The following is a 24,341-nucleotide window of genomic DNA, read 5'->3' on the forward strand; positions in this document are numbered from 1 at the left end:
GGAGCACGGGTCACATCGGCGGGCGCTGGATGCCGGTGGGGGGCGGTGCCGACGTAGGCTCGGACCTGTGACTGAGAGCCGGGAGATCGAGAGCATCCTGCAGCGCGGCGCCGACGGTGGGCGGATCACGCCCGAGGAGGCGTTGCTGCTCTACACCGACGCGCCGTTCCACGCGCTCGGTGAGGCGGCCGACGCGGTGCGCCGGCGCCGCTACCCGGACAACATCGTCACCTACCTGATCGACCGCAACATCAACTACACGAACGTCTGCGTGACGGCGTGCAAGTTCTGTGCCTTCTACCGGGCACCGAAGCATGCCGAGGGCTGGACCCACCCGACCGAGGAGATCCTGCGCCGCTGCGCCGAGGCCGTCGAGCTGGGCGCGACGCAGGTGATGCTCCAGGGCGGCCACCACCCGGACTACGGCGTGGAGTACTACGAGGAGCTGTTCTCCTCGGTCAAGACCGCCTACCCGCAGTTGGCGATCCACTCGATCGGGCCGAGCGAGATCCTGCACATGGCGAGGGTGTCGGGGGTGTCGCTGGAGGAGGCGATCACCCGGATCAAGGCGGCGGGCCTCGACTCGATCGCCGGTGCCGGCGCCGAGATGCTGCCCGACCGGCCCCGTAAGGCGATCGCGCCGCTGAAGGAGTCCGGCGCCCGCTGGCTCGAGGTGATGGAGTTGGCGCACACGCTGGGTGTCGAGTCGACCGCGACGATGATGATGGGCACCGGTGAGACCAACGCCGAGCGGATCGAGCACCTGCGGATGATCCGCGACGTGCAGGACCGTACGAAGGGTTTCCGGGCCTTCATCCCGTGGACCTACCAACCGGAGAACAACCACCTCAAGGGCCGCACCCAGGCGACCACCCTGGAATACCTGCGGCTGATCGCGGTGGCCCGCCTCTTCTTCGAGACCGTGCCGCACCTGCAGGCGTCGTGGCTGACCACCGGCAAGGACGTCGGCCAGCTCGCCCTCCACATGGGTGTCGACGACCTCGGTTCGATCATGCTGGAGGAGAACGTCATCTCGTCGGCGGGTGCCCGGCACCGGTCGAACCTGCACGAGCTGATCTGGATGATCCGGTCGGCCGGTCGTGTCCCGGCCCAGCGGGACACTCTCTACAACCACCTCGCGGTGCACCGTACGCCGGCCGACGATCCGTCGGACGAGCGCGTCGTGTCGCATTTCTCGTCGATCGCGTTGCCCGGCGGCGGTGTGAAGACGCTGCCTTTGGTTGACGTTCAGTAATGGGAGAATGATCTCTCGGTCATATTCGAGATCGGCCATTCGGGTGGTAGTTGGCCGGCGATTCGGTAGATCATTCGAGCTGCCCTGGTGAATCGCCGGCGGATCTCTCGTGGCAATAGTCATCAATTTGGACATTCTTTTAAGTCTGTCTTAGATGCCCTGGTCATGGCCACTGGATCACGGGGTAGCGCCGGCCGACGGTGACCACTAACGTCCCCGGTCGTATCTTCCCTACCGCCATGGGGGCACCCCAACATGATCTTCCGAAACCGCGCTCTCGCGCGAGTCGGTGCAGGCGCTTTCGGCCTCGTCGCGGTGGGCGCCTTCGCCACGCCCGCCTTCGCTGACGACACGGCCGACGTCGAGGTCAAGCTCAGTGGCACCACCATCGCCGCCGGCGCGTCCGGCAAGGCCGCGTTCGCGTCGCTGATCAACAACAGCAAGACGACCACCGCCACCGGTCTGACCATCACGGTCGACTTCTCCGACCTCGACACCAACCTCGTCGACGTCGTGCACTTCGGTGGCGGCTGCAACGAGCCGGTGAACAACCAGCTCATCTGTGGCATCACCCCGGACGAGTTGAAGCCGGGCGAGGACTTCGACGTCCCGGTCGCCCTGGTCCGCAAGAACACCGAGTCGGCGGAGTCGGTGGGCTCGATCACCATCTCGGTCGAGACCGAGACCACCGACCCCAACCTGAAGAACAACACCGTCACCGCGCCGGTGACCATCGGGGGGAACGGCCCCGATCTCTACGTCTGGGCCGACGACGTACCGGTCAACGAGGACGGCACCACCGGTTCGCTCTCGCCGGGCGAGACCGGTGCGCTGTTGATCGAGGTCGGCAACCAGGGCGACCAGCCGGTTGCGGGCTTCAAGGTGACCACCACCCTGCCCGACAACGCCACCTTCGACAGCAACATCGTCGAGCAGTTCCCGGACGACTTCGTCGGCTGCGAGTTCAGCGGCGACAAGGCGGTCTGCGACTGGGACAACCTGCCGCTGATCCCGGTCGACGAGGACGAGTCCACCGAGGACGACGCCTTCTCCGCGTACACCTTCGCCCTGCCGGTGAAGGTCGCCGACGACGCCGAGGCCGGTGTCAACCTGACCGGCGGCGTCTCGACCGTCGAGGGCTACCAGATGCCCGAGCGGCCGATGCTGCGTCAGGCCCCGCCGGCGGTGGAACTTCCGCAGGGCGTCGAGGGCATCCGTGGCGGCGACGTCGACGAGTCCGACAACACCGACGAGTTCACCGTGTTCGTCAAGGCCGCCGACGGTAACGGCGGCGGTGGCGGGCTGCCGGTGACCGGTGTGCAGGCCGGCCTCCTGAGCGGCATCGGCCTGGCCGTGGTCGCCGCCGGTGGCGCGATGTTCCTGATCTCCCGCCGTCGCCGCGTGGTCCTGGTGACCCCCGGCGACGAGAAGCCGACCGCCTGACGGTCGTACATAGATAGCAGGGCGTCACGGGCGGGGTGGGCAACCACCTCGCCCGTGGCTGTTGACTCTCCACCTCCCCCTCCCTGGTAACGCCCCGATTCCCGGAGGACCCATGCACCCCCGCATCCCGCGTGCCGCCGCCGGTCTGGCCGCGGCGCTCGTGGCCGCCACGCTCACCGCCACGCCGGCCGCCGCGGCCCCGGAAGACACCTCGTCAGCCGACCTCAACCTCACCGTCAGCGGCGAGCGGGTGGTCAGCTACGCCACGGTGAAACAGTTCTTCGTACGGCTGTCGAACGACGGGCCCGACGCCGCGCAGGGCGTGAAGGTCACCATCGACGCCGGCAACATCGACCAGAACGTGCTGTTCTTCGGCCTGCCGTCCGGGCCGGGCTGCGAGGAGGACGGGCCGACCAAGGTCACCTGTGAACTCGGCGAGCTGGCCAACGGTACGACGGTGACGGACTTCCCGGCCCTGTTCGCCGCCACCCCGAAGCGCAAGGGTTCCGCGGGCTCGTTCACCGTCACGGTGAACGCGGTGACCGCCGACCCGAACGCGGCGAACAACACCCAGACCGTCAACGTCGAGGCGGTTCCCCGCGGCCTCGACCTGACCGCGGTCGCCCGGGACGTCTACGCCGACTACGCCGACAACACCCCGGTGGCTCCCGGCGGGACCGGCGACCTGCACTGGGCGCTGTACAACGCGGGCCGGGACGCGGTGCAGGGCGTGACCTTCGAGATCGCGCTGCCGCCGTACGTCACGTTCGCCGACCAGCGGCCCGGCTGCAAGTACAACGACGAGAACACCGTCGCCTCGTGCCGGCGCGACGCCCGCATCGTGGCGCCGGGCGAGCTCTTCATGATGGTCCGGCCGATGAAGGTCAAGGTGGCCGCCGACGCTCCCGGGCCGGTCGGACTCTCCGGTGGCTGGGTCGTCGGCTACGCCAACGGCAAGGCCAGCCCGGACGTGCGGCCGCTGGCCGCCCGGTCGGCCGACCAGGACACCGTGGTCGAGGCGGCCGACGAGAAGGTACGCCGCGACGTCGACCCGTCCGACAACGCTGTGCAGTTCGCCGTGGTCACCGGCCGCAACCCGGTCGACCTGTCGGTCACCAGCACGCCGGCGACCGGCGCGGTCGGCGACACCGTGGAGGTCGAGTTCGAGGCGACGAACAAGGGCCCGGCGACCAGCAGCCCGCTGTTCGAGGTACGGGCCCCGGAGGGCACCACGGCACTGCTGCCCGAGGAGGGCATCGTTCCGTCGTGCGTCGAGAAGGACGGCGGCCTGGTCTGCGGACTCGACGGTGAACTGGGCGTCGGGGAGACGACGTCCTTCGCGCTGACGTTCCGCATCGACGCGGAGCAGGTCGGCACCGACGGGCAGATCACGGTCGGCAACGCCTTCGCTTCGCCGGAGTCGGCACCGGAGGACAACGTCGCGCCGATCAGCATCACCGCGTCCGGCGCGGGTCCGGGTGAAGGTCCGGGCGGCGGTTCGGGCGGTGGCGGCGGGCTGCCGGTGACCGGTGTGCAGGCGACCGTGCTCGGCGGCGCCGGCCTGCTGGTCGTCGTGGTGGGCGGCGTGCTGCTCGTGCTCGCCCGGCGGCGCCGGGTGGTCCTGGTCACCCCGACCGAGGACAAGTAGGGCGTACGCCCACTCAGGACGGCACCCGCGGGCGCCGGCGGTCTGACCGCCGGCGCCCGCGGCCGTACCGGGGCGGCTGCCGGGTCCGGTCACGGTGCTGGCAGAGTTGACCCGTGTCCCGCGCTCAGCTAGACAAGCAGCCGCACGAGGTCGCCGCGATGTTCGACGGCGTCGCCTCGAGATACGACCTGACCAACACCGTCCTCTCGTTCGGCCAGGACCGCGGCTGGCGCCGGGCCACCCGGTCGGCGCTCGGGCTGCGTCCCGGTGACCGGGTGCTCGACCTCGGCGCCGGCACCGGGGTGTCGACCGAGGAACTGGCCCGCTCCGGCGCGTACGCGGTGGGTGTCGACCTGTCGCTCGGCATGCTGCTGGCCGGCCGCCGGGTACGTCCCGACGTGCCGCTGCTGGCCGGTGACGCGCTGCGGCTGCCGTTCGCCGACGCGACCTTCGACGCGGTGACCATCTCGTTCGCGCTGCGCAACATGGTCGACACCGGTGCCGCCCTGCGTGAACTGGCCCGGGTGACCCGGCCGGGCGGCCGGCTCGTGGTGTGCGAGTTCAGTCACCCGACGAGCCGGGCGTTCCGCACCGTCTACCTGTCGTACCTGATGCGGTCGCTGCCGGCGGTGGCCCGCGCGGTGTCCAGCAACCCGGACGCCTACGTCTACCTCGCCGAGTCGATCCGGGCGTGGCCGGACCAGGCCGGACTCTCGGCCCGGATCATGGACTCGGGCTGGGCGAAGGTGGCCTGGCGCAACCTCAGCGGGGGCGTGGTGGCGCTGCACCGGGCGACCCGGGTCTGACCTCGGGAAGCAGCGAAGCGAAGCGACTTGGCTACGTTGCGTGACCATTGCTGGTCGATTTCTGGCGGATGCCCGTTCAGGGCTGTCACCTCGCTTGGTTAGGTATGCCTAACCAGTAAGGGGCGTACAGCTCGGTCTTAGACTCTCCCGGGATCAGGCTTGTGAAGAGTTTCACGAGCGGTCGGGAGGGAGGCGCAGATGGCCACGACTCAGCACGACGCCGACGTCATCGTCGTCGGTGCCGGACCGGGCGGTTCGACGACGGCCTACCACCTCGCCCGCCATGGGCTGCGGGTGCTGCTGCTGGAGAAGACCGAGTTCCCGCGCGAGAAGGTCTGCGGCGACGGGCTGACCCCGCGGGCCGTCAAGCAGCTCGTGAAGATGGGCATCGACACCTCGCCCGAGGCCGGCTGGCTGCACAACCGCGGGCTGCGGGTCATCGGTGGCGGCGTACGCCTCGAACTCGACTGGCCCGACCTGGCCAGCTTCCCCAACTACGGCCTGGTCCGCACCCGCCTCGACTTCGACGACCTGCTCGCCCGGCAGGCCGTCGGCGCGGGCGTCGACCTGCGGACCGGCATCAACGTCCTCGCCCCGGTGCTCGACGACGCCGGGCGCGCGATCGGCGTGACCGCGGAGTCCGGCCCCGACAAGGCGCCGGTCACCTTTCATGCCCCGCTGATCGTCGCCGCCGACGGCGTGTCCGGCCGGTTCCCGCTGGCGATGGGCCTCGCCAAGCGCGAGGACCGGCCGATCGGTGTCGCGGTCCGCCGCTACTACCGCTCGCCACTGCGGCACGACGACAACTACCTCGAATCCTGGCTGGAGCTGCGCAGCAAGGAGAACCCCGACAAGCTGCTGCCCGGCTACGGCTGGATCTTCGGCATGGGCGACGGCCGGGTCAACGTCGGGCTCGGCGTGCTCAACTCCTCCTCGGCGTTCGGCAAGACCAACTACCGCCGGCTGCTGACCGACTGGCTCGCCAACACCCCGGAAGACTGGGGGATGACCGACGAGGCCAACGCCGACGGCCCGATCCTCGGCGCGGCGCTGCCGATGGGCTTCAACCGGGTGCCGCACTACACCCGCGGCGTCCTGCTGGTCGGCGACTCGGGCGGCATGGTCAACCCGTTCAACGGCGAGGGCATCGCCTACGCGATGGAGTCCGGCGAACTGGCCGCCGAGGTCGCCGTCCAGGCGCTGGCCCGCTCCGCCGGCCCCGAGCGGGAGCGGGCGCTCGCCTTCTACCCGACCGAGCTGAAGAGCCGCTACGGCGGCTACTACCGGCTCGGCGGGATCTTCGTGAAGCTGATCGGCCGGCCCGAGATCATGAAGATGGCCACCCGGCACGGCATGCCGCACCCGCTGCTGATGCGCTTCGTACTGAAGCTGCTCGCCAACCTGACCGATCCACGTGGTGGCGACGCCATGGACCGGGTCATCAACGCCATGACCAGGGTCGCTCCCGCCGTGTGACCCGCGATCACGGCCCCCGGCCGGAACGGCTGTAACAAGTACGAATAGTGTGAAATCCGATCAGGCAAAAGTGAGGACGGCAGGAGGAGACGATGTCACTCTCCGTGTGGGTGCCAATCGTGGGTCTGCTGACCCTCGGTGCCCTCTTCGCACTCTTCTCCGTGGGCATCGCTCCGATCGTCGGCCCCAAGCGGTTCAACCGGGCCAAGCTCGAGGCGTACGAGTGCGGCATCGAGCCGTCCCCACAGCCGGTCGGTGGTGGACGGTTCCCGATCAAGTTCTACCTGACCGCGATGCTGTTCATCATCTTCGACATCGAGATCATCTTTCTCTTCCCGTGGGCCGTGCACTTCGACGCGCTCGGCCTGTTCGGGTTCGTCGAGATGGTCCTGTTCATCGGCATGGTCTCCATCGCGTACGCCTACGAGTGGCGGCGCGGCGGCCTGGACTGGGACTGAGGTTCGCCATGGGTATCGAGGAGAAGCTGCCGAGCGGCATCCTGCTCACGTCGGTGGAAAAGCTTTCCAACTGGGCGCGTAAGTCGTCCTTCTGGGGCGCCACCTTCGGTCTTGCCTGCTGCGCCATCGAGATGATGGCCGCCGGTGGCCCCCACTACGACCTGGGCCGCTGGGGCATGGAGGTCTTCCGGGCCTCGCCCCGGCAGGCCGACCTGATGATCGTCGCGGGCCGGGTGAGCCAGAAGATGGCCCCGGTCGTACGGCAGATCTACGACCAGATGCCGGAGCCGCGCTCGGTCATCTCGATGGGCGTGTGCGCCTCCTCCGGCGGCATGTTCAACAACTACGCGCTCGTGCAGGGCGTCGACCACATCATCCCGGTGGACATGTACCTGCCCGGCTGCCCGCCGCGCCCGGAGATGCTGATCGACGCCATCCTCAAGATGCGCGAGAAGGTCATGGCCCAGCCGCTCGGCCCGAACGGCCGCAAGATGCTGGCCGCCCGCGAGGCGCGTGGGGACGTACCCGTCGTGGCGCCCGGCGCCATGCCGTCGTCGTACCGCTCGGACAAGGCCCGGCGGGCCGAGTGGGAGCAGGCGGTCCGCGAGGGCCGTGAGGAACAGCTCCGCATCGAGAACTGGATGAAGGCGCAGAACCACATCCGCGGGGGTGCCCGTTGAGCGAGCCCAACAAGACCAGCGAGGTGCCCGGCGGCGGCGTACCGGTGGCGGCCCCACCGGTCGGCGCGACCAGCGGCGCCCCGGCCGAGTTCCCGCCGGCCAGCGGTGCCGGCCGCGGCATGTTCGGCATCCACGGCTCCGGTGACACCTCGGGCTTCGGCGGCCTGGTCCGCCGCCAGCTCGGGATCATCGACAGCCCCCGGCCGTACGGCGGCTACTTCGACGAGGTCCGCGACGCCCTCGAAGAGGCGTACCCGGGGTTCGCCGACGCGATCGAGAAGGTCGTCGTCGACCGGAACGAACTGACCCTCCACGTACGCCCGGAGCGGATCGTCGAGGTCTGCCAGGTGATGCGCGACGACGAGGCGCTGCGCTTCGAGCTGCTCTCGTCGCTGTCGGGGGTCGACTACCTCGGCTCCGACGAGCGTCGGCTGCACGTCGTCTACCAGCTCACCTCGATGACCTACCGCCGGATCGTGCGGCTGGAGGTCGCGGTGACGGTCGAGCACCCGCACGTGCCGAGCGTCTGCTCCGTCTACCCGACCGCCAACTGGCAGGAGCGGGAGGCGTACGACATGTTCGGGGTCCTCTTCGACGGCCACCCGGGACTCACCCGGATCCTGATGCCGGACGACTGGGAGGGGCACCCCCAGCGCAAGGACTACCCGCTCGGCGGCGTGCCGGTGGAGTACAAGGGCGCGGAGATTCCCCCTCCGGACGAGCGGAGGTCCTACCAGTGATCGACCGTAACGAGGTGGCGGTATGAGCACTCCCGGTTACGCGACCGAGCGGGAGACCACCGAGGGCAAGGTGTTCAACGTCACCGGCGGCGACTGGGACACCGTCGTCGAGGGCGTCGACCCGCTCAGCGACGAGCGGATCGTGGTCAACCTGGGTCCCCAGCACCCGTCGACGCACGGCGTGCTCCGGCTGGTGCTGGAGCTCGAGGGCGAGACGGTCACCGAGGTCCGGCCGATCGTCGGCTACCTGCACACCGGTATCGAGAAGAACCTCGAATACCGCAACTGGGTGCAGGGCACGACCTTCGTGACCCGGATGGACTACCTGGCCCCGATCTTCAACGAGACCGCGTACTCGCTGGCGGTGGAGAAGCTGCTCGGCATCGAGGAGCAGATCACCGAGCGGGCCACCACCATCCGCGTGCTGATGATGGAGCTCAACCGGATCTCCTCGCACATGGTCTGGTTCGCCACGACCGGCATGGAGCTGGGTGCGATCTCGCTGATGCTCTACGGCTTCCGCGAGCGCGAGTACGTCCTGGACATCTTCGAGCTCTGCTCCGGCCTGCGGATGAACATGGCCTACGTACGGCCGGGCGGCGTCGCCCAGGACGTGCCGGACGAGGCGATCAAGAAGATCGACGAGCTGCTCGACTACCTGCCCAAGCGCCTCGCCGAATACGAGGCGATGCTGAGCGACAACGTCATCTGGAAGGGGCGCACCCAGAACGTCGGCGTCCTCGACGTGACCGGCTGCCTCGCGATGGGTGTCACCGGTCCGGTGCTGCGCTCCGCGGGCCTGGCCTGGGACCTGCGCAAGACGATGCCGTACTGCGGCTACGAGACGTACGACTTCAACGTCCCGACCGCGACCAGCGCCGACGTGTGGGGCCGCTACCAGGTGCGGCTGGCCGAGACCCGCGAGTCGATGAAGATCATTCGGCAGGCGGTCGACCGGCTCCGGCCGGGCCCGATCATGGTCGCCGACAAGAAGATCGCCTGGCCGGCGCAGCTCGCGATCGGCGTCGACGGCATGGGCAACTCGCTGGAGCACGTCGCCAAGATCATGGGTCAGTCGATGGAGTCGCTGATCCACCACTTCAAGCTGGTGACGGAGGGCTTCCGGGTGCCGCCCGGACAGGTCTACGTCCCGATCGAAGGGCCCCGCGGTGAGCTGGGCGCACATGCCGTCTCCGACGGAGGCACCCGGCCCTACCGGGTGCACTTCCGGGAGCCGAGCTTCGTCAACCTCCAGGCGATCCCGGCCATGTCCGAGGGCGCACTGCTGGCCGACGTGATCGCGGGCGGCGCTTCGCTGGACCCGGTGATGGGTGGGTGTGACCGATGACTGTGCCGTTCGACGAGCAGACCCGGGCCCGGGCCGCTGAGATCATCAGCCGCTACCCGGCCGACCGGTCCCGCTCCGCATTGCTGCCCCTGCTGCACCTGGTGCAGTCCGAGGAGGGCTACGTCTCCCCGGCCGGCGTCGAGTTCTGTGCCGAGGTGCTCGGCATCAACAAGGCGCAGGTCGGCGCGGTGGCGACGTTCTACACCATGTACAAGCGCCGGCCGACCGGCGACTACCTGGTGAGCGTCTGCACCAACACGATGTGCGACGTGCTCGGCGGCCAGAAGGTCTTCGACACCCTCAGCGAACTGCTCGAGGTCGGGCACGACCAGACCACCACCGACGGCACCATCACCCTGGAGCACGCGGAGTGCCTCGCCGCCTGCGACTACGGGCCGGTCATGACCGTCAACTACGACTTCTTCGACAAGGTCGACCCCGACGTCGCCACCGGCATCGTCGAGGAACTGCGGGCCGGCAAACAGCCGATGCCGACCCGGGGCGCGCGCCTGTGCACCCTCAAGGAGATGTCGCTCCAGCTCGCCGGCTTCGCCGACACCCGCGAGGGTGCGGTCGCCGACGGTCCGGCCGGCGACGCGACGCTGCGCGGGCTGCGGCTGGCCCAGGAGCACGGCATCGCGGTCCGCGACTTCGACCCGAACACGCCGATCCGGAGCAGGGACGCCGGTGACAAGCCGGCGCCCCCGACCACCCGGCCCGCCGCCGCGACCGCCACCACCGCACCCGACGTGAAGGCGCCCGACAGCAAGTCGCCGCAGGTGCGTACGGCCGAGACCCGGTCGCCGGACGCCGCGACGCCGGTCCCCGACGCGCCGGGTACGACGCCCCCGGTCGACGGCACCCCGCCGGCACCCGGCGACGCGAAGGCGGCCGAGGCGGCCGGTGTCGACAGCAACAAGCCGGCCAGCGACGCGAAGCCGGCCGGCGACGACGGCGGAGCCCGGCAGGCCAATCTCGAGGGATCGAAGGAAGCGGAGGCCGAGAAGTGACCACGCCTCGGCGGGAGACGCTGGAGAAGCTGACCCCGGTCCTGACCAAGCGCTGGCTGTCGCCGGACGCCTGGCGGCTCGACGTCTACGAGCGGCTCGACGGCTACGCCGCGCTGCGCAAGGCGATCAAGGCCGACCCGGACGACCTGATCCAACTGATCAAGGACTCGGGGCTGCGCGGCCGCGGCGGCGCCGGCTTCCCGACCGGTCTGAAGTGGGGCTTCATCCCGCAGAACGACGGCAAGCCGCACTACCTCGTGGTCAACGCCGACGAGGGCGAGCCGGGCACCTGCAAGGACCTGCCCCTGATGACCCACGACCCGCACTCGCTGATCGAGGGCGTCATCATCGCCTCGTACGCGATCCGGGCCAACCGCGCCTACATCTACATCCGCGGCGAGGCGGTGCATGCCGCCCGCCGGCTGCGCCACGCGGTCGCCGAGGCGCACAAGGCGGGCTACCTCGGCCGCAACATCCTCGGCTCCGGCTTCGACCTGGAACTGGTCGTGCACAGCGGCGCCGGCGCGTACATCTGCGGCGAAGAGACGGCGCTCCTCGACTCGCTGGAGGGCTTCCGTGGCCAGCCCCGGCTGCGCCCGCCCTTCCCGGCGACCCACGGCCTCTACGCCAGCCCGACGGTGGTCAACAACGTCGGCACCATCGCCAGCGTGCCGTACATCGTGCTCGGTGGCAGCGCCTGGTGGAAGTCGATGGGCACCGAGAAGTCGTCCGGCCCGATGATCTACTCGCTGTCCGGCCGGATCGCCAACCCCGGCCAGTACGAGTGCTCGATGGGCATCACGCTGCGCGAGCTGATCGAGCTGGCCGGCGGCATGCAGCCCGGCCACAACCTGCGGTTCTGGACGCCGGGTGGCTCGTCCACCCCGCTGCTCACCGCCGACCACCTCGACGTGCCCCTCGACTTCGAGGGAGTGTCCGCCGCCGGCTCGATCCTCGGCACGACGGCGACGCAGATCTTCTCCGACCAGGACTGCCCGGTCTACGCGACGTACCGGTGGCTGGAGTTCTACCACCACGAGTCGTGCGGCAAGTGCACCCCGTGCCGCGAGGGCAACTACTGGATGGTGCGGGTCTACCGCCGGATCCTGGCCGGCCAGGGCACCCACGAAGACCTGGACACCCTGCTCGACACCTGCGACAACATCCTGGGCCGCTCCTTCTGCGGTCTCGGTGACGGCGCCACCAGCTCGGTGACCTCGTCGCTGCAGTACTTCAAGCAGGACTACCTCGACTACATCGAAGGCCGCCGGGCGCCGAGGTTGTCCGAGAAGACTCTGGTCGGAGCGCACTAATGACGGACGTAGCCAAGGCCGCGGACACGGTCACGCTCACCATCGACGGCATCGAGGTGACGGCCCCCAAGGGTGCGCTGCTCATCCGGGTCGCCGAGCAGATGGGCATCGAGATCCCACGGTTCTGCGACCACCCGCTGCTGGCTCCCGCCGGGGCCTGCCGGCAGTGCCTGGTCGATGTGGAGGGCCAGCGTAAGCCGGTCGCCTCGTGCACCCAGACGGTCGCCGAGGGCATGGTCGTCCGTACCCAGCTCACCTCTCCGGTCGCCAAGAAGGCGCAAGAGGGGATCATGGAGCTGCTGCTGGTCAACCACCCGCTCGACTGCCCGATGTGTGACAAGGGCGGCGAGTGCCCGCTGCAGAACCAGGCGATGTCGACCGGGCGTGCCGAGTCGCGGTTCCACGAGCACAAGCGCGAGTACGAGAAGCCGATCAACATCTCGTCGCAGGTCCTGCTCGACCGCGAGCGGTGCGTTCTCTGCCAGCGCTGCACCCGCTTCTCCGAGGAGATCGCGGGCGACAAGTTCATCGACCTGATGGGACGCTCCTCGGCCGAGGAGATCAACGTCTACCGGGACGACTACTACGGCGCCGAGCCCACGGACGACGACTCCGGTGACGTGCCGTTCAACTCGTACTTCTCCGGCAACACCGTGCAGATCTGCCCGGTCGGCGCGCTGACCGGAGCCCAGTACCGCTTCCGGGCCCGCCCGTTCGACCTGGTGTCGACGCCGAGCGTGTGCGAGCACTGCTCCGCCGGCTGCGCGCAGCGCACCGACTGGCGGCGCGGCAAGGTGCTGCGCCGGCTCGCCGGTGACGACGCGGCGGTGAACGAGGAGTGGAACTGCGACAAGGGCCGGTGGGGCTTCCAGTACGCGAACGCCTTCGACCGCCTCACCACCCCGCTCGTACGGGACGCCAAGACGGGCGAGCTGCGCGAGGCGGCGTGGAGCGAGGCACTGGCGGCCGCCGCCGACGGACTGCGCGCCGCCCGTGACGGCGGCCGGGGCGTCGGCGTACTGACCGGTGGCCGGCTGACCGTCGAGGACGCCTACGCCTACGCCAAGTTCGCCCGGATCGCGCTGAACACCAACGACATCGACTTCCGGGCCCGGCCGCTGTCGGCCGAGGAGACCGAGTTCCTCGCCTCCTCCGTGGTCGGCACCAACACGGTCACCTACGCCGACGTCGAGAAGGCGCCGGCGGTCGTCATCGTCGGGCTGGAGCCGGAGGAGGAGTGCCCGATCCTCTTCCTGCGGCTGCGCAAGGCGTACACCAAGCGCAAGCTGCTGGTGCACGCGCTGGCGCCGTACGTCACCCGTGGGCTGGCGAAGATCGGCGCCACGGTCACCGCCACGGTGCCCGGCGACGAGGCCCGGTTGCTGGCCGAGGACCCGAAGGTCGCCGACGCGCTGCGCCACGAGGGCGCCGTCCTGCTGGTCGGTGAGCGGCTCGCCGCCGTACCCGGTGGGTTGTCGGCGGCCGCGGCGCTGGCGGCGCGTACCGGGGCGAAGCTGGCCTGGGTGCCGCGTCGCGCCGGGGACCGGGGCGCCGTCGACGCCGGCTGCCTGCCCAACCTGCTGCCCGGCGCCCGCCCGGTCGCCGACCCGGCCGCCCGGTCGGAGCTGGCCGGCCTGTGGGACCTCGCCGCCGGGGTCCTGCCCAGCCGGCCCGGCCGCGACACCGACGGGATCGTCGCCGCCGCGGCTGCCGGCGAACTCGGCGCGCTGCTCGTCGCCGGGGTCGACCCGGCCGACCTGGCCGATCCCCGGCTGGCCGAGGAAGCCCTCGACAAGGTGCCGTTCCTGGTCAGCCTGGAGCTGCGCAAGAGCGCGGTCAGCCGCCGCGCCGACGTGGTGTTCCCGGTCGCGCCGGTGGTCGAGAAGGCCGGCAGCTTCGTCGACTGGGAGGGCCGGCTGCGCACCTTCGAGGCGGTCCTCAACACCGCATCGATGACCGACGCCCGGGTGCTCGACGCCCTCGCCGCCCAGCTCGACGTGACGCTGGGGACCGGTGACGTCAACAGCATCCGCCGCGAGCTGGGATCCCTGCCGGCCACCACCTCCGCGCCGGCCGAGGTGCCGGCCGTCGCGTCGGCCGCGCTTCCGGCGGTCGGTGCCGGCGAGGCGGTCCTCGCCACCTGGCACCACCTGGTCGACCTGGGCAGCCTGCTCGACGGCGACGAGGTGCTGGCGGGTACGGCCCGGGTGCCGGTGGTCCGGATCGGCAAGGCGCTCGCCGAGACGCTCGGGGTGGCCGACGGCGAGGCGGTCACGGTCGGCACCGACCGTGGCGCGCTGACCCTGCCGGCCGAGATCACCGAGATGCCGGACGGTGTGGTCTGGCTGCCGACCAACTCGCCCGGCGCGACCGTACGGCGCAGCCTCGGCGCGACGTCCGGCGCGGTCGTACGGGTCTCCGCCGGCGCCGGCGGACCTCTCCTGGCGCAGCAGAGCACTGAGGGAGCCGTTCAGTGATCACCACTTATCTGGCGCAGAGTCCGACACTCGAAGACTTCGGCAAGGACGTCTGGTGGCTCGTCCTGCTCAAGATCGTCGCCGTGTTCGTGATGCTGCTCCTGCTGACCCTCTTCACGATCAACTACGAGCGCAAGGTCGTGGCCCGGATGGCGGTCCGGCCGGGCCCCAACCAGGTCGGGCCGAACGGCTGGTTCCAGTCGCTCACCGACGGCCTGAAGCTGCCGTTCAAGGAAGAGATCATCCCGAAGACGGCCGACAAGGTCGTCTACTTCCTCGCGCCGGTGATCTCGGCCACCTGCGCGTTCACCGCGTTCGCCGTCATTCCCTTCGGCCCGATGGTGTCGATCTTTGGTCAGCGGACCCCGCTCCAGCTGACCGACACGCCCGTATCGGTCCTGCTGGTGCTCGCCTGCGCCTCCATCGGTGTCTACGGCATCGTGCTCGCCGGTTGGGCGTCCGGCTCGACCTACCCGCTGCTCGGCGGCCTCCGGTCGACCGCTCAGGTGATCTCGTACGAGGTGGCGATGGGGCTGTCCATCGTCGCGGTCTTCATGACCGCCGGCACGATGTCGACCTCCGAGATCATCCGGGCGCAGGAGCACGGCAACCCGATCAACCTGTTCGGCCTCGAGGTGACCGCGCCCGGCTGGTACGCCGTACTGCTCGCGCCGAGCTTCGTCATCTACGCCATCTCGGCGGTCGGTGAGACCAACCGGGCCCCGTTCGACCTGCCCGAGGCCGAGTCCGAGCTGGTCGGCGGCTTCCACACCGAATACTCGTCGTTCAAGTTCGCGATGTTCTTCCTCGCCGAGTACATCAACATGATCACGGTGTCGGCGCTGTGCACCACGCTGTTCCTCGGCGGCTGGCGGGCCCCGTGGCCGATCAGCTTCTGGGAGGGCGCCAACTCCGGCTGGTGGCCGATGCTGTGGTTCCTCGGCAAGGTGCTGCTCCTGCTCTTCGGCTTCATCTGGCTGCGGGCCACGCTGCCCCGGCTGCGCTACGACCAGTTCATGCGCTTCGGCTGGAAGATCCTGATCCCGGTCAGCCTGCTGTGGATCTTCGCTCTGGCCGGCATCAAGATCGTGCAGCGGCAGGAGGGTGGCCCCGCCCAGTACCTGATCATCGGCAGCATCGTCGTGGTCGTGCTGCTGCTGGCACTGCTCTGGCCGTCCGGCAAGAAGGAACCCACCATCTCGCTCGAGGAGCAGATCGCCGCCCGCCCCAAGGGCAGCTTCCCGTTGCCGCCGATGGACCTACAGGTTCCACCGAGTCCACGGGCCCGGCGCGACGTCGCCGAGCGGCAGCCCGCGCTGACCGGTGCCCGCGGCGACACCGCGGCCGCCGGCGAAACCGGACCGGGCGCCACCGACCAGTCCAGCCCCAACGGCCCGGCCGACAAGGAGGTGTGAGATGGCCTTCGGATCCATCAAGGGCTTCGGGGTGACCTTCTCCCACATGTTCCGGAAGGTCATCACCACCGACTACCCGTTCAAGCCGCCGGTCTCGGCACCGCGCTACCACGGCCGGCACATCCTCAACCGGCACCCGGACGGGCTGGAGAAGTGCATCGGCTGCGAGCTGTGCGCCTGGGCCTGCCCGGCCGACGCGATCTACGTCGAGGGCGGCGACAACACCGAGGAGCAGCGCTTCTCGCCGGGTGAGCGCTACGCCAGCATCTACCAGATCAACTACGCCCGCTGCATCTTCTGCGGGCTGTGCATCGAGGCGTGCCCGACCCGCTCGCTGACGATGAGCAACGAATACGAGTTGGCGCGCGACTCGCGCCAGGATCTGATCTTCACCAAGGAACAGCTCCTGGCGCCGCTCCTGCCCGGCATGGAGCAGCCGCCGCACCCGATGCGTCTCGGCGACTCCGAGAAGGACTACTACGTCGGCGCGCTGACCAACCCCGGCACCTCGGCGGGCGCCGAACGGGCGCCCTGGTCGGAGTCGGGCACGGTCGACGGGTCCGGAGCGACTGGAGAGGTCAAATGACGAGCGCACAGGTGGTGCTCGCGGCGTCCGGCGGAGTCTCCACCGGTGAGCAGATCGCGTTCTGGGTGCTGGCACCGCTGGCGCTGGTCGGGGCATTCGGCATGGTGCTGGCCCGCAACGCCGTCCACTCGGCGCTGTGGCTGGTCATCACCATGCTCTGCCTGGGGGCGTTCTACGTCATCCAGTCCGGGCCGTTCATCGGCATGGTGCAGATCATCGTCTACACCGGCGCGATCATGATGCTGTTCCTCTTCGTGCTGATGCTCGTCGGCCGGGACTCGTCCGACTCGCTGATCGAGACGCTGCGCGGGCAGCGGCTGGCCGCGGTCGTGCTCGGCATCGGGTTCGCCGCGCTCGTCGGTGCCGGCCTCGCCCGCGGACTCGGCACCGTGCAGGCGGTCGGCCTCGACGAGGCGAACGCGAACGGCAACGTGCAGGGCATCGCCGCCCTGCTCTTCACCGACTACGTCGTCGTCTTCGAACTTTCCGGCGGGCTGTTGATCGTCGCGACGGTCGGCGCGATGGTGCTGGCGCACATCGAGCGGCGTAAGGGCGAGCGGCTCACCCAGGTCGAGCGGATGAAGGCCCGCTTCGCCCCCGGCAACGACCCGGGCCCGAAGCCCGGTCCCGGTGTCTTCGCCACGTCGTCGTCGGTCACCACCCCGGCCCGGCTGCCCGACGGGACGCTCAGCGAGCGGAGCATCCCGCGGATCCTGCCGGTGCGTGAGCTGAGCTCCTCCGAAACCGCACCGAAGGGGACCGAGAAGTGAGCTTCTTCGACGTCTCGCCGAACCACTACCTGATCCTGTCGGCGGTGCTGTTCACCATCGGCGCGGTGGGGGTGCTGATCCGGCGCAACGCCATCGTCCTGTTCATGTGTGTCGAGCTCATGCTCAACGCCGCCAATCTGAGCCTGGTCACGTTCAGCCGGATCAACGGCGACCTCAACGGCCAGATCATGGCGTTCTTCGTGATGGTGGTCGCCGCCGCCGAGGTCGTGGTCGGGTTGGCCATCATCATGTCGATCTTCCGTACTCGACGCTCGGCGAGCGTCGACGACGCGAACCTGCTGAAGTACTAAAGGGGCCCTCGAGTGGACGAGACTGTGGAGTACGCCCAAGCCACGGGGCTGTTGAGCAGCGTGTGGCTGCTGGTGGCCATCCCGCTGGCGAGCGCGGCGATCCTCCTGCTGCTCGGCCGCCGGGCCGACCGGTGGGGGCACTGGCTCGGTGTGGCGAGCGTCGGCGCCGCCTTCGTGCTGGGGCTGACCTATTTCTTCCAGCTCCGCGGCCTGGACAACAAGTCGGTCGAGCTGAGCTTGTGGGACTTCATCGCGGTCGGCAGCTTCAACGTCGACTTCGGTCTGCTCTTCGACCCGCTGTCCGCGGTGTTCGTACTGCTGATCACCGGCGTCGGCTTCCTGATCCACATCTACGCGGTCGGGTACATGTCGCACGACGAGGGACGGCGGCGGTTCTTCGCCTTCTTCAACCTCTTCGTCGCCGCGATGCTGCTGCTGGTGCTCGGCAACAACTACGTGATGCTGTACGTCGGTTGGGAAGGCGTCGGTGTCGCGTCGTACCTGCTGATCTCGTTCTGGTACGACCGGCCGTCGGCGGCCACCGCCGGCAAGAAGGCGTTCCTGATGAACCGGGTCGGTGACGCCGGTCTGGCCATCGCCATCTTCATCATGTTCGCCACCCTCGGCACCACCCAGTACGACGAGGTCTTCAACGGCGTCAACGCCCTGGCCGCCGGCACCGTCCTGGTGATGGGCCTGCTGCTCCTGCTCGGTGCGACCGGAAAGTCCGGCCAGTTCCCGCTCCAGGCCTGGCTCCCGGACGCGATGGAGGGCCCGACCCCGGTGTCGGCGCTCATCCACGCCGCCACCATGGTCACCGCCGGCGTCTACCTGATCGCCCGGTCCAACCCGATCTTCTCGGCCAACACCACGCTGCAGACCGTGGTGGTCAGCATCGGTGCGCTCACCCTGCTGATCGGCTGCATCATCGGCTGCGCCAAGGACGACATCAAGCGGGTCCTGGCCTGGTCGACGGTCTCCCAGATCGGCTACATGTTCCTCGGCGTCGGGCTCGGCGGCGCGGCGTACGCGCTGGCGATCATCCACCTCCTCGCGCACGGCTTCTTCAAGGCCGGCCTCTTCCTCGGTGCCGGCTCGGTCATGCACGGGATGCACGACCAGACCGACATCCGGCGCTTCGGCGGGCTGTGGAAGTACATGAAGATCACCTGGGCGACCTTCGGGCTGGCCTGGCTGGCGATCATCGGCCTCCCGCCGCTGTCCGGCTACTTCTCGAAGGAGCCGATCATCGCGGCGGCGTTCGACCGCGGCGACTGGACCTCCTGGCTCTTCGGCGGTGCCGCGCTGCTCGGTGCCGGCCTCACCGCCTTCTACATGACGCGGCTGTTCGTGCTCACCTTCCACGGGCCGAAGCGCTGGACCGACGAGATCGAGCACCCGCACGAGTCCCCGCCGGTCATGACGGTCCCGCTGGTGCTGCTCGCCGTCGGCTCGGTCGGCGCCGGTGCACTCCTCGCGTCGTCGGTGCCGGACTGGCTGACCCCGGTCCTCGGCAGCGAGCACGGCGAGTCGCACGGGGTGCTCTCGCACACCGTCATCAACATCCTGTCCCTCGTGGTCACGCTGCTCGGTGTCGGTCTGGCGTGGATGCTCTTCCGCAACGGCACCGCCCTGCAGGAGCAGCCCGCCGGCCCGCTGGTCAGCGCGGCGCGCCGCAACCTCTACGCCGACGCCTTCAACGAGGTCGTCTTCGAGAAGCCGGGCATCTTCCTCACCCGCGCCCTGGTCTACTTCGACAACAAGGGCATCGACGGTGCGGTCAACGGCCTCGCCGCCGCCATCGGCGGCGGATCGGGCCGCCTGCGCCGGCTCCAGACCGGCTTCGTACGGTCGTACGCGATGTCGATGCTCGCCGGCGCCGTGGTCGTCGTGGGGGCGTTCCTCGCGCTCCAGTTGGGGTGGTTGGCGTGACGTACCAGGTACAGCCCGCCAGTGTCGGCGGACCTTGCGTTCACATCGGAGGTAAGGCCGAATAATGTCCGCTGACTTCCCCTTCCTCTCCGTGCTGACAGCGGCTCCGCTGGTCGGTGCCGTGGTGGTGGCGTTCATGCCACGCAGCCGGCCCGAGCTCGCCAAGCGGGTCGCCCTCGGCTGGTCGCTGGCCGTGTTCGTGCTCGCAGTGTTCATGTGGGTGTCGTTCGAGGTGGGCGGCGACCGGCTCCAGTTCCGTGAGTCGTATCCCTGGATTCCCACCTGGGGCGTCAACTTCACCTTCGCCGCCGACGGCATCGCGCTGGTGATGCTGGCGCTGATCGCCCTGCTCGTGCCGCTGGTGATCCTGGCGAGCTGGCACGACGCCGACAAGTCGAAGCGGTCGGTGCCGGTCTACTTCGCCCTGCTGCTCCTGCTCGAGTGCACGATGATCGGCGTCTTCGCCGCCGCCGACATCTTCCTGTTCTACGTGTTCTTCGAGGTCATGCTGGTGCCGATGTACTTCCTCATCGGCAGCTTCGGTGGTCACCAGCGCCAGTACGCCGCCGTGAAGTTCTTCCTCTACTCGCTGGTCGGCGGCCTCTTCATGCTCGCCGCGGTGATCGGTCTGTGGGTGGTCGGCGGGCGCACCTTCGACTGGGAGAGCCTGACCCAGATCGACATGACGACCGGCACCGAGCGGTGGCTGTTCCTCGGCTTCTTCATCGCGTTCGCGATCAAGGCACCGTTCTTCCCGTTCCACACCTGGCTGCCGGACGCCGGTGGCGCCGCCCCGGCCGGCTCGGCCGCACTGCTCGTCGGGGTGATGGACAAGGTCGGCACCTTCGGCATCCTGCGCTACTGCCTGCCGCTGTTCCCCGAGGCGTCCAAGTGGTTCGCGCCGTACGCGCTGACCCTGGCCGTGATCGGCATCATCTACGCGGCCCTGCTCGCCATCGGGCAGAACGACCTCAAGCGGCTGGTCTCCTACACGTCGATCGCCCACTTCGGCTTCATCGGGGTCGGCATCTTCGCGTTCACCACCCAGGCCGGCACCGGCGCGGTGCTCTACATGGTCAACCACGGCCTCGCCACCGGTCTGCTCTTCCTGGTCGTCGGCATGCTGGTCGCCCGGCGCGGGTCGGCGCTGGTCAGCGACTTCGGCGGCGCGGGCAAGCTGGTGCCGGTGCTCGCCGGGGTGCTGTTCTTCGCCGGTCTGGCCTCGCTGGCGCTGCCCGGCACCGCGCCGTTCGTGTCGGAATTCCTGGTGTTGATCGGCACGTTCACGGTCAACAAGCCGGTCGCCATCATCGCCACGGCCGGCATCATCCTCGCCGCCGCGTACGTGCTGTGGATGGTGCAACGAACGACGCAGGGCACCCTCAATCCGGCACTGTCCGGGGTGGAGGGGATGCGCCGTGACCTGAACCTGCGGGAGAAGGTCGTCGTGACGCCTCTGATCCTTCTCCTGCTGCTGCTCGGCTTCTACCCGAAGCCGGTCACCGACGTCATCAACCCCGCCATCCAGGCGACGATGCAGGATGTCGGCAAGACCGACCCGGCGCCGACGGTGGCCACTGTTCAGGAGGCCGGCCGGTGAGCGCGAGGAGTGCGGCGAAGCGGAGCCCCGCAGTCGCGAATGAAAGGTCGACTCCGGTGAGCGCGAGGAGTGCGGCGAAGTGGAGCACCGCAGTCGCGAACGAAAGGTGTGACCGGTGAATCAGCTCAAGCTCCCAGATATCGACTATGGAGCGATCGCACCGATCCTGGTCCTGTTCGCGGCTGCGTGCCTCAGCGTGCTGCTGGAGGCGTTCCTCCCGCGTAAGCACCGGCACCGGGTGCAGCTCGGGGTCGGGCTGCTCGCCCTCGTCGGCGCGCTGGTCATGGTGATCGTCGGCTTCGACACCCGTACCGTCACCGCGGGCGGGGCGCTGGCCATCGACGGGCCGACCCTGTTCCTGCAGGGCGCGATCATCATCCTCGCGCTGATGGCGTTGCTGTTGATGGCCGAGCGCTCGCTGGACCAGGGCGGCCCGTTCGTTGCCCAGGCGGCGATCACCGCCGGCTCGGAGGCCGACCGCCGCCAGGCCGCCCGGGAGGGTGGGGCCACCGAGGTCTATCCGCTGGCGTTGTTCGCCATCGCCGGCATGATGGTCTTCGTCGCCGCGAACGACCTGCTGACGATGTTCATCGCGCTCGAGGTCTTCTCGCTGCCGCTCTACCTGCTGTGCGCGCTCGCCCGCCGGCGGCGGCTGCTCAGCCAGGAGGCCGCGCTCAAGTACTTCATGCTCGGCGCGTACGCCTCCGGGTTCTTCCTGTTCGGCATCGCGCTGATCTACGGCTTCACCGCCGGTGTGGCCACCGGCCCGGACGGCACGTCGGGCGGCGTCGACTTCGCCACCGTGCACGCCGCGGTGAACAGCTCGACCGCGAGCCCGGTGCTGCTCTTCGCCGGTGTCGCGATGGTCGCCATCGGCCTGCTGTTCAAGGCCGCCGCCGCCCCGTTCCACGTGTGGACGCCGGACGTCTACCAGGGCGCCCCGACCTCGATCACCGCCTTCATGGCCGCCTGCACCAAGGTCGCGGCCTTCGGTGGCCTGCTGCGGGTGCTGTACGTGGCGCTCGAAGGGATCTCCTGGGACTACACCCCGGTCCTGGGCGCGATCGCGATCCTGACCATGCTGGTCGGCGCGGTGCTCGCGGTGACCCAGACCGACCTCAAGCGGCTGCTCGCCTACTCGTCGGTGGCCAACGCCGGTTACCTGCTGGTCGGGGTGCTCGCGCTGTCGAAGGACGGGCTGTCGAGCACGATGTTCTACCTCGTCGCGTACGGCTTCACGGTCATCGCCGCGTTCGGCCTGCTGACCCTGGTCCGCGACGCCGACGGGGAGGCGACCCACCTGTCCCGCTGGGCGGGGCTCGGCCGGCGTTCGCCGCTGCTTGCCGGTGCGTTCACGTTCATCCTGCTGGCCTTCGCCGGTATCCCGCTTACCAGCGGCTTCACCAGCAAGTTCGCCGTGTTCGGGGCGGCCCTGGACGGCGGCCAGAGCTGGCTGGTGATCGCGGGTGTGCTGACCAGCATGATCCTCGCGTTCCCCTACCTGCGGGTCGTGGTGATGATGTGGCTGTCCGAGCCGGGCGAGTCGACGCCGACCGTGTCGATTCCCGGTGCGTTCACCGCCGCCGCGTTGATGATCGGCGTGGTCGCGACCCTGGTGCTCGGCATCGCGCCGGCACCGTTGCTCGACCTGACCAACAGCGCCGCCGAATTCGTGCAATGACGCCGTTCCGGCCCGATCGTCGCAGCCAGCAGCCCCGCACCAGGCCCAACTCGATGCATGTGGCATCGTTGGGGGCGTGGTGAGGACGGTTGGCGGACGATCGGGCACGGCCGGCGGCGGGGCGCTGACCTCGATCGGGGTCGACTTCGCCGACCCGGTGGTCGAGGCTTCGGTCCTGCGTACGTTGGCGACGGTCGAGTCCGAGTTGCGGGCCAGTGTCGAGAGCGCCGATCCGTTCGTCACCGAGGCTGCCAGTCACCTCGTCGAGGCCGGCGGCAAGCGCTTCCGCCCGCTGCTGGTGTCGCTCGGGGCGCATTTCGGTGACCCCGACGCCCCGCTGGTGGTGCCGGCGGCGCTGGTGATGGAGCTGACCCACCTGGCGACGCTCTACCACGACGACGTGATGGACGAGGCGTCCGTGCGCCGGGGCGCGCCCAGCGCGAACTCCCGGTGGACCAACTCGGTCGCCATCCTGGTCGGCGACTACCTCTTCGCCCGGGCGTCGGCCATCGCGGCCGGGCTGGGCACCGAGGCCGTCCAGCTCCAGGCGCACACCTTCGCCCGGCTGGTGCACGGGCAGATCGCCGAGACCACCGGTCCGCGGGACGGCGTCGACCCGGTGGCCCACCACCTGCACGTGATCGCGGAGAAGACCGGCTCGTTGATCGCGACGTCCGCGCGGTTCGGCGGGATGTTCGGCGCCGCGCAGCCGGCATATGTCGAGGCTCTGGCCGGCTACGGCGAGACGATCGGGGTCGCGTTCCAGCTCTCCGACGACCTGCTCGACATCGCGTCGGAGTCCGCCCAGTCGGGCAAGACCCCCGGCACCGACCTGCGGGAGGGCGTGCCGACGCTGCCGGTGCTCTACGCGTTGGGCTCCGACGACCGTGACGCCGCCTCGGTGCGGCTGCGCGAGATTCTCAGCGCCGGTGCGGTGACCGACGACGACCTGCACGCCGAGGCGCTGGTGCTGCTGCGCGAGTCGCCGGCGCTCAAGCGGGCCCGGGAGACGGTGCGGACGTACGCCGAGGAGGCGCGGACCCGGCTGATGGCGTTGCCCGACGGGTCGCCGCGCCGGGCACTCGAATCGCTCTGCGATTTCATCGCTGATCGCACCAGCTAGGTTTCGTGATCTCGTCCGGCGATCAGCCGGTCGGCGCGGAACTGTCGGATGCCCAGGAAAATCGTCTCTTCATTCGCGTGACGATTGAACGGGCAAATGGGGCCAATGGCATGAGCGATGGGCTGGCCGATTCGCTGGCCGTACGGCCCATGTGCTCGGCCGGGGATCTCTGTATGGCCGGCCGGGCCATTGTCCGGGGGCGTGCCGAAGCGGTGCCGCATCGGCGTCGACACGCTTCCTGTAGGTCGGAAACTCGCAGCTCACAGCGG

General features: G+C 69.4%; 20 protein-coding genes. All 20 read left to right on the forward strand.

What is annotated here, in order from left to right:
• Positions 1-67 precede the first annotated feature (67 nt).
• The 20 genes from mqnC (at position 68) to AB0I42_RS25295 (ending at position 24,072) form a co-directional block, all read left to right on the forward strand.
• The gene (mqnC, locus tag AB0I42_RS25200) at positions 68-1,255 is read left to right on the forward strand and encodes a cyclic dehypoxanthinyl futalosine synthase (RefSeq protein WP_357540669.1); all 1,188 of its coding nucleotides are present in this window, start codon (positions 68-70) and stop codon (positions 1,253-1,255) included.
• A gap of 315 nt (positions 1,256-1,570) precedes the next feature.
• Positions 1,571-2,698: a cell wall anchor protein gene (locus tag AB0I42_RS25205; protein ID WP_357540671.1), complete on the forward strand. Its 1,128-nt coding sequence runs from the start codon at positions 1,571-1,573 to the stop codon at positions 2,696-2,698.
• Positions 2,699-2,810: 112 nt separating this feature from the next.
• Complete coding sequence (locus tag AB0I42_RS25210) at positions 2,811-4,346, forward strand: hypothetical protein (RefSeq protein WP_357540673.1); 1,536 nt, start codon at positions 2,811-2,813, stop codon at positions 4,344-4,346.
• Between the two features lie 113 nt (positions 4,347-4,459).
• Positions 4,460-5,152 carry a demethylmenaquinone methyltransferase gene (locus AB0I42_RS25215; protein ID WP_357540675.1) on the forward strand — a complete coding sequence of 231 codons (693 nt, stop codon included), beginning with the start codon at positions 4,460-4,462 and terminating at the stop codon, positions 5,150-5,152.
• Between the two features lie 198 nt (positions 5,153-5,350).
• On the forward strand, positions 5,351-6,628 hold the full coding sequence (locus tag AB0I42_RS25220) for a geranylgeranyl reductase family protein (RefSeq protein ID WP_357540677.1): 1,278 nt from the start codon (positions 5,351-5,353) through the stop codon (positions 6,626-6,628).
• Positions 6,629-6,720: 92 nt separating this feature from the next.
• Entirely contained in the window at positions 6,721-7,086 is a 366-nt protein-coding gene (locus AB0I42_RS25225; RefSeq protein ID WP_212824488.1) for an NADH-quinone oxidoreductase subunit A, read from the forward strand.
• Between the two features lie 8 nt (positions 7,087-7,094).
• Positions 7,095-7,766 carry an NADH-quinone oxidoreductase subunit B gene (locus AB0I42_RS25230; protein WP_212824486.1) on the forward strand — a complete coding sequence of 224 codons (672 nt, stop codon included), beginning with the start codon at positions 7,095-7,097 and terminating at the stop codon, positions 7,764-7,766.
• A 23-nt stretch (positions 7,767-7,789) separates the two neighbouring features.
• Complete coding sequence (locus AB0I42_RS25235) at positions 7,790-8,506, forward strand: NADH-quinone oxidoreductase subunit C (protein WP_357540717.1); 717 nt, start codon at positions 7,790-7,792, stop codon at positions 8,504-8,506.
• 22 nt (positions 8,507-8,528) lie between these two features.
• The gene (locus AB0I42_RS25240) at positions 8,529-9,854 is read left to right on the forward strand and encodes an NADH-quinone oxidoreductase subunit D (protein ID WP_357516503.1); all 1,326 of its coding nucleotides are present in this window, start codon (positions 8,529-8,531) and stop codon (positions 9,852-9,854) included.
• Positions 9,851-10,864 carry an NADH-quinone oxidoreductase subunit NuoE gene (gene nuoE, locus AB0I42_RS25245; protein WP_357540679.1) on the forward strand — a complete coding sequence of 338 codons (1,014 nt, stop codon included), beginning with the start codon at positions 9,851-9,853 and terminating at the stop codon, positions 10,862-10,864. The genes AB0I42_RS25240 and nuoE overlap by 4 nt, the downstream gene beginning before the upstream one ends.
• Positions 10,861-12,177 carry an NADH-quinone oxidoreductase subunit NuoF gene (nuoF, locus tag AB0I42_RS25250; protein ID WP_357540681.1) on the forward strand — a complete coding sequence of 439 codons (1,317 nt, stop codon included), beginning with the start codon at positions 10,861-10,863 and terminating at the stop codon, positions 12,175-12,177. The genes nuoE and nuoF overlap by 4 nt, the downstream gene beginning before the upstream one ends.
• Complete coding sequence (locus AB0I42_RS25255) at positions 12,177-14,654, forward strand: NADH-quinone oxidoreductase subunit G (RefSeq protein ID WP_357540683.1); 2,478 nt, start codon at positions 12,177-12,179, stop codon at positions 14,652-14,654. Before nuoF ends, AB0I42_RS25255 begins: the two co-directional genes overlap by 1 nt.
• Entirely contained in the window at positions 14,651-16,069 is a 1,419-nt protein-coding gene (nuoH, locus tag AB0I42_RS25260) for an NADH-quinone oxidoreductase subunit NuoH (RefSeq protein ID WP_357540685.1), read from the forward strand. Before AB0I42_RS25255 ends, nuoH begins: the two co-directional genes overlap by 4 nt.
• Position 16,070: 1 nt before the next feature.
• The gene (gene nuoI, locus AB0I42_RS25265) at positions 16,071-16,655 is read left to right on the forward strand and encodes an NADH-quinone oxidoreductase subunit NuoI (protein WP_357516493.1); all 585 of its coding nucleotides are present in this window, start codon (positions 16,071-16,073) and stop codon (positions 16,653-16,655) included.
• Positions 16,652-17,425, forward strand: a complete 774-nt coding sequence (locus tag AB0I42_RS25270) for an NADH-quinone oxidoreductase subunit J (protein WP_357540687.1) — start codon at positions 16,652-16,654, stop codon at positions 17,423-17,425. Before nuoI ends, AB0I42_RS25270 begins: the two co-directional genes overlap by 4 nt.
• Positions 17,422-17,736 (forward strand): NADH-quinone oxidoreductase subunit NuoK, encoded by a 315-nt coding sequence (nuoK, locus tag AB0I42_RS25275; RefSeq protein ID WP_212824468.1) that lies wholly within the window; start codon positions 17,422-17,424, stop codon positions 17,734-17,736. The genes AB0I42_RS25270 and nuoK overlap by 4 nt, the downstream gene beginning before the upstream one ends.
• A 12-nt stretch (positions 17,737-17,748) precedes the next feature.
• The gene (nuoL, locus tag AB0I42_RS25280; RefSeq protein WP_357540689.1) at positions 17,749-19,668 is read left to right on the forward strand and encodes an NADH-quinone oxidoreductase subunit L; all 1,920 of its coding nucleotides are present in this window, start codon (positions 17,749-17,751) and stop codon (positions 19,666-19,668) included.
• A 64-nt stretch (positions 19,669-19,732) separates the two neighbouring features.
• Complete coding sequence (locus AB0I42_RS25285; RefSeq protein ID WP_357540691.1) at positions 19,733-21,268, forward strand: NADH-quinone oxidoreductase subunit M; 1,536 nt, start codon at positions 19,733-19,735, stop codon at positions 21,266-21,268.
• Between the two features lie 115 nt (positions 21,269-21,383).
• Entirely contained in the window at positions 21,384-22,949 is a 1,566-nt protein-coding gene (gene nuoN / locus AB0I42_RS25290) for an NADH-quinone oxidoreductase subunit NuoN (protein WP_357540693.1), read from the forward strand.
• A 79-nt stretch (positions 22,950-23,028) separates the two neighbouring features.
• Positions 23,029-24,072, forward strand: a complete 1,044-nt coding sequence (locus tag AB0I42_RS25295; protein ID WP_357540719.1) for a polyprenyl synthetase family protein — start codon at positions 23,029-23,031, stop codon at positions 24,070-24,072.
• Positions 24,073-24,341 lie beyond the last annotated feature (269 nt).

The organism is Polymorphospora sp. NPDC050346, from assembly GCF_040655695.1.
Lineage (GTDB): Bacteria > Actinomycetota > Actinomycetes > Mycobacteriales > Micromonosporaceae > Polymorphospora > Polymorphospora lycopeni.